The sequence below is a fragment of the Mycobacterium sp. genome, from assembly GCF_052145595.1.
In the GTDB taxonomy this organism is placed as follows: domain Bacteria; phylum Actinomycetota; class Actinomycetes; order Mycobacteriales; family Mycobacteriaceae; genus Mycobacterium.
On the sequence record NZ_JBKQOI010000203.1, the window covers coordinates 1 to 3466 of the forward strand.

A 3466-nucleotide genomic window follows, 5' to 3' on the forward strand; every position below is an offset into this window, starting at 1 on the left:
CCGATTTGTGTTGTGGGCAGTGCCGTCATCGCGACCAGCATGTCGGGCCGGGCGTGTGTGGCCACACCGCGCTCGTCAAGGTAGGCGTTCAACACCGCGAGGCTGACCGGATCTCCGTTGAAAACCACTGCGGCGCAAATTTTTTCACCAAGGCAGGGATCGGGCAGCGGAACTGCCGCGGCCGAAAAGATCGCGGAATGGCTCAGCATCTGCTCTTCGAGGTCAGCCGCGGCGATGGTTTCGCCGGCGCGGCAGATGACGTCTTTGACCCGACCGGTGACCACCAGGTAGCCGTCGTGCCTGCGGCGGACAAGGTCGCCGCTGCGGAAAAAGCCGTCGGGGTCGAAGCAGCGCGCATTGTCGCGCTCGGCGCGGAAGTAGCCGTTGAGCGTGTACGGTCCGCGCACCAGCAGCTCGCCTTCCTCGCCGGTTGCCACCGGCGCTCCCGCGGTGTCGACGACGCGCAGTTCGTCGCCCGCGCACAATGGCCGCCCCTGCGTGTTCTCGACGAGTTCCGCCGGATCGTCGAGGCGGGTGTAGTTCAGCAGCCCCTCGGCCATCCCGAACACCTGCTGCAGGCCCGGGGTCAGGGCGGCGCGTATCCGGCGCGCGTCATCGGGTTCCAACTTGGCCCCGCCGACCTGTAAGAGCCGCAATGACTTTGGTGTTATCGGCTCCCAGTCGCAGGCTTGTGCCCACAGCTTGGCCAGTGCCGGTACCAGGGCGGTGACCGTGACGCCATGGCGCGCGATGGCGGCAAAGGCGGCCTCCGGGCTGGGATCGGTGGCGAAGACGATGGTGGCGCCGACGGTCATCGCGCCGAGGATGCCGGGGCAGGCCAGCGGGAAGTTGTGCGCTGCCGGCAGCGCGACGAGGTACACGTCATCGCCAGTCAGCCTGCACAACTGAGCGCTCGCGGTGGCGTTGTAGACATAGTCGTCGTGCGTGCGGGGGATCAACTTCGGCACGCCGGTGGTGCCACCCGACACCAGCAGCAACGCGGGGAACGCCGTTTCCGGCGCCATCCGGGGCACGTCACCGGCGGGCAGCCCTGACCACGAGATGAATGGGCCGGCGTCGCCGTCGACGATGACGTGGCGGAGCTCAGGGTTCAGCGAGACCAGCTGCTCGGCCATCGAGCGGTAGTCGAACCCGCTCGCCGTGTCGACGATGACCAGCCCGACCGCACCGCTGACCTGTGCGAAGCGAGTGAGTTCTGCCAATCGATGCCCGGGCAGGCACAGCACCGGGATGGCCCCGGCGCGCAACAGGCCGAACAGCGCGACGGCGAACCGGCACGAATTGGGCACCTGCAGGAGCACTCGGTCGGTTGGTGCGATCCCGAGGGCGGCGAAGCCGCCGGCCGCTCGGTCGACGATTTTGTCCAGCTCGGAGTAGGTGAGGCTGCTGGCCGCGTCCACGACAGCGACGCGGTCGGGCCACGTCGTCGCGGCGTTTCGCAGCACTGAAGCGACGGTGCGACCGGTCCAGTAACCGGCCGCTCGGTAGCGGGCCGCCCGTTCAGCCGGAAAGGGAACGAACCCGTCCAGCGACCCGGTTTGCGCTGCTGCTTCGGGCGGCTGGGAACAGTTAACTGGCACTCGGGGGGCTCCGTCGGGGGCAGGCGTGTCCTACCCGTCAGAGATAGGGTAGCGTACAGAAAGTTAGGACAGCCTGAGCTAAGCTGGTCGACGGAGGTGTGGTTGTGCGTGGCGCATCTTTCGCCGGCGTGCCGGCGAAGTGGGAGTGCCGCCAATCTCATCTTGGATGTCCTCTTGATTGTCCCAATGATGGTGCGCCGTTGGTGGATGCGAGATGAGCGGGACGCTCGCGATCATCGGGGCCGGCGCGAAGGCGGTGGCGGTGGCCGCGAAAGCGGCGGTGCTGCGGGACGTGGGCGTCGAGGTGCCCGAAGTCATTGCCGTTGAACGCACCGGCGTGGCGGCCAACTGGCGCGCCGGAGGTGGCTGGACCGACGGTCGGCAGCGGCTGGGCACCAGCCCCGAAAAGGACATCGGCTTCCCATACCGTTCGGCGCTGGTGCCGGGCCGCAACGACGAAGTCGACGAACGGATGATGCGGTTCAGCTGGCAGTCGTACCTGGTTGCGACGGACCAATTCGTCGGCTGGATCGATCGAGGCAGGCCGGCGCCCACGCACGACACCTGGGCTCAATACCTGCGCTGGGTTGCCGACGTGGTCGGCTTGAAAGTCGTTCGCGGCGAAGTGGTTCAGATCTCCGTCGATACACAGCGCTGGCTGCTGCACACCCGAGAGTCGAGCTTGTCCGCCGACACGGTGATGATCACCGGTCCCGGGCAGCCGGAGCGGTCCATGCTTTCCGGCGATCCGCGAGTGTTGTCGATCGCGCAGTTCTGGCAGCGCGCCGCGCAGCACGAGAGAATCGTGGCCGAGAATGTCGCGGTCATCGGCGGAGGCGAAACCGCTGCGTCGATGCTCAACGAGTTGTTCCATCACCGGGTTTCGGCGATCACGGCGATCTCGCCGCAAGCGACCCTGTTCACCCGCGGCGAGGGCTTTTTCGAGAACTCCCTGTTCTCCGATCCCACGGGTTGGCGCAGTCTCGCGCTAGCCGAGCGGCGCGACTGTATTGCCCGCACCGACCGTGGGGTTTTCTCGGCGCGGGTTCAGGAATCATTGCTCGCCGACGAGAGAATCAATCATTTGCGTGGGCGCGTCGCCCGGGTGGCCGACCGCGACAGCCGAATCTGGATCACGCTGCTCACCGATAACTGTGGTGAACCGCAAGAGACCCTGCATCGGTTCGACCTCGTCATCGACGGGTCCGGGGCTGATCCGCTGTGGTTCCTGCCGCTATTGCGCCCCGATTCCCTGGACCTGCTGGAGCTGGGGGTGGGCGGACCGCTGACGGGCGAGCGACTGGAGGAGTCCATCGGCCACGACTTGGCCGTCATGGGCGTTACCCCGAAACTGGTGCTGCCCAATTTGTCTGGTATCAATGAGGGCCCGGGGTTTCCGAACCTGAGCTGTCTGGGGCTGCTGTCTGATCGGGTGCTTGGCGCAGGGATGGGCTCCGAGACGGGCTCCGAGACGGGGGTAGCCGATCCACCGATGGGGAGAAGCGGTGAGTACCAATCCGTTTGATGACGACGGCAGGACGTTCTACGTTCTGGTCAACGCTGAAGAGCAGCACAGCCTCTGGCCGGCGTCCACCGATGTGCCGGCAGGCTGGCGCGTGGCGTTCGGGCGGGATTCGCGCGCGAATTGCCTCGCCTACGTCGAGGAGGGCTGGACCGACATGCGCCCGAAGAGCCTGCGCGAAGCGATATTCAACCGAGGATTAGGCGTCCAGCCGGGCTAGCCCGAAGTTCCCCCTGCTGTGTTGACGGGTTGGGGTGTTGACGTGGGGTTTTGTGATCTGGTGGGTGTGGGCTACTGACTACGCCAGACCGTGGCGGTGGGATACGTCGAGGAGTTCGAAGGC

Annotated in this window: 3 protein-coding genes; 2 read left to right on the plus strand and 1 reads right to left on the minus strand. The window is 66.3% G+C overall.

The annotated features are described in order from the left end of the window. A partial coding sequence (locus ACLP4W_RS18470) for a (2,3-dihydroxybenzoyl)adenylate synthase (protein WP_442388363.1) occupies positions 1 to 1601 on the minus strand: 1601 nt, incomplete at its 3' end. 214 nt (positions 1602 to 1815) lie between these two features. Between ACLP4W_RS18470 and mbtG the strand changes: the two genes are divergently transcribed. Both mbtG and ACLP4W_RS18480 read left to right on the plus strand, forming a co-directional pair. After that, positions 1816 to 3126 (plus strand): NADPH-dependent L-lysine N(6)-monooxygenase MbtG, encoded by a 1311-nt coding sequence (gene mbtG, locus ACLP4W_RS18475; RefSeq protein ID WP_442388365.1) that lies wholly within the window; start codon positions 1816 to 1818, stop codon positions 3124 to 3126. Next, entirely contained in the window at positions 3107 to 3343 is a 237-nt protein-coding gene (locus ACLP4W_RS18480; RefSeq protein WP_442388367.1) for an MbtH family protein, read from the plus strand. Before mbtG ends, ACLP4W_RS18480 begins: the two co-directional genes overlap by 20 nt. Positions 3344 to 3466 lie beyond the last annotated feature (123 nt).